Source organism: Methylobacterium sp. WL18, from assembly GCF_008040015.1.
GTDB classification, from domain to species: Bacteria; Pseudomonadota; Alphaproteobacteria; order Rhizobiales; family Beijerinckiaceae; genus Methylobacterium; species Methylobacterium mesophilicum.
Window position 1 is genome coordinate 1 of the sequence record NZ_VRVD01000962.1, and the last position, 1,263, is coordinate 1,263.

Sequence of the window (1,263 nt, forward strand, 5' to 3'; positions counted from 1 at the left end):
CTCCGGCAGGTCCTCCGGGCAGAGGCGGGACCGCACCCGCGTCTCGGCGGCCTGCGCGGCGCCGGCGGAGACCAGGACGAGCAGCGTGAGGACGGACAGCCGCCTCACCGCCGGTTCTCGGCGACATCCGCGGTTGTGATGCGGACCTGCCGGATCCGGCCGTCGCGCACGACCTTCAGGTTGATGGCTGCGCCGAGGCCCGCCTCCTCGATCTCCGCGGTCAGGTCGGCCAGCCGGTGGATCGGCCGGTCGTCGGCCGCCACGATCACGTCGCCGAGACCGCCGGATTGCGGGTCGACGCCGCGCAGGCCGGCCTGGGACGCGGGCGACCCGGGCAGGACCCGCAGCACCACCACGCCGTCGATCCCCAGCCGGGCGGCGGCGGCCTCCTGGGCGGCGATGATGCCGATGCCGGGATTGCGCACCCGCCCCACCCGGATCAGCTCAGGGACCACGCGGTTGACCACGTCCACCGGGATCGCGAACCCGATCCCGGCGCTGGCCCCGGAGGGCGAGACGATGGCGGTGTTGACCCCGATCAGCCGGCCGGCGGAATCGAGCAGGGGACCTCCGGAATTGCCGGGGTTGATCGCCGCGTCGGTCTGGATGACGCCGGACAACTCACGTCCGGCGCTGGTCGGCATCCGCCGGCGCACGGCGCTGATCACGCCGGTGGTCAGGGTGTGGTCGAGGCCGAACGGGTTGCCGATCGCGAAGGTCGACTGGCCGACCTTCAGGTCCGCCGAGGTCCCGATCGCTAGGGGCGGCGGCATCTTGGCCACCCGCCCGAGCCGCAGGACCGCCAGGTCGTAGGACGGGGCCAGCCCGACCAGGGTCGCGGAGACCACCTCGCCGTCGCTCATCCGCACCGAGACCGAGCCGCCGGATTGCGCCGCGTTCTGCACGACATGCGTGTTGGTGACGACGTGGCCGGCCCCGTCCCAGACGAAGCCGGTGCCGGTCTGCGTGCCGCCCTGCTCCCCGCCCTCGTCGTCCGCGTCGAGCAGGTCGCGCCCGGTCGCGGCGCTCTGCGCGAAGACGTGGACGACGGAGGGGCTCGCCCGCTCGAACAGCGCGATCGTGGCGGTCTCGGACTGGGCCAGATCGCCGCGTGCGGTCACCGCCCGCGGCGTCTCGGCCGCGTAGAGCAGCGCCTGCACGTAGGGTTGGGCGACGTAGAGCGCCAGCAGGACCAGGACCGCGGCGAGCACGATGCGCACGGTACGGTCCGGCAAGGGGGCGGTCTCCAGGCAGGGGCGGGGC

The 1,263-nt window shown here is 74.0% G+C and carries 1 protein-coding gene; it reads right to left on the reverse strand.

Annotated elements, in window-relative coordinates; genetic code table 11:
• Nucleotides 1-104 precede the first annotated feature (104 nt).
• On the reverse strand, nucleotides 105-1,235 hold the full coding sequence (locus FV228_RS30110) for a trypsin-like peptidase domain-containing protein (RefSeq protein WP_147857773.1): 1,131 nt from the start codon (nucleotides 1,233-1,235) through the stop codon (nucleotides 105-107).
• Nucleotides 1,236-1,263 lie beyond the last annotated feature (28 nt).